Source organism: Acetobacter fallax, from assembly GCF_011516735.1.
Lineage (GTDB): Bacteria > Pseudomonadota > Alphaproteobacteria > Acetobacterales > Acetobacteraceae > Acetobacter > Acetobacter fallax.
In genome coordinates this window covers 1-1107 of record NZ_WOSX01000123.1, presented here as the reverse complement: position 1 = coordinate 1107, position 1107 = coordinate 1, and the positions used below count along the sequence as shown (strand labels likewise).

General features: G+C 59.3%; 1 protein-coding gene. It reads right to left on the bottom strand.

Features of this window, described 5'->3' with window-relative positions; genetic code table 11:
- Window positions 1-30 precede the first annotated feature (30 nt).
- Window positions 31-1107 (bottom strand): IS66 family transposase (tnpC, locus tag GOB85_RS18760; protein ID WP_173578868.1); only part of this gene is annotated, 1077 nt, incomplete at its 5' end.

The following is a 1107-nucleotide window of genomic DNA, read 5'->3' as shown; positions in this document are numbered from 1 at the left end:
GTAAGCATCCGGAGAGAGCCGCGGGCGTAATCAGGCTTTGATGGTATTATTGCTGTGGTGAAGGGTTTTCCAGTGCCATGGCAGGAGTTCATGGAGGCGTGGATTTGGCATATCGTTGATACGGGCGAGGACATCTGCGAGCCATGCTTTGGGATCGACAAGGTTCAGACGGGCGGTGACGATCAGGGAATACATGGCGGCAGCGCGTTCTCCGCCCCGGTCTGACCCGGCGAATAACCAGGCTTTTCTGCCGAGGGCTATCCCACGGAGCGCACGCTCTGCGGCGTTATTTGTGAGACAGATGCGCCCATCATGTAGAAACCGTGTGAACATATCAGGTCGTCTGAGAAAATAGCTCATGGCCTGTGCAATGGGATTTTTTGATGACATGCGTTGGCACGTGTCACGCATCCACATGAACAGGTCCTCTACCATGGGAGCACTGCTTTCCTGACGGACCGCGAGCCGATGCTGGTCTGGGGTGCCGTTTATCACACGTTCAGCCTCGAAGATGGCGTCGATGCGGCGCACTGCCTCTATCGCCAGCGGGGCCTTGTCCTTCTCCGCGATTTTGAACAGCCCCCTTCGTCCGTGCGCCCAGCATCCTGCAGACACGACAGGTGCAGGCTGACGGCCCGGTTTTGTCAGAGCGTTATATCCGGCATAGGCATCGGATTGCACGATCCCCGTCCAGCCCGAAAGATGATCGACAGGATGTTCGCCCTTGCGGTCCCGTGAATAACGGAACCACACGGCCGGGGGTGCTGTGCCTCCAAAGGGGTGATCGTCGCGCACATAATTCCACAATCGACCGGTGCGTGTTCGGCCCTTCGCCAGCACGGGCACGGTGGTGTCATCCGCATGCAGACGACCAGCTGCCAGCACATGGACCCGGATCAGCGCGTTCAGAGGGGCCAGGGTCGCTGTGCAGGCTCCCACCCAGTCGGCTAACGTTGACGTGTCGAGATCAATCCCTTCGCGTGCAAAGGCATCACTCTGCCTGTTCAGCGGCAGATGCTGGAGATACTTGTCGCACAGAATGCCCGCCAGCAGTTCTGGCCCTGCACGCCCCCGTGAGATCGGGTAGAAAGGCGCTGGTGGCTGGGT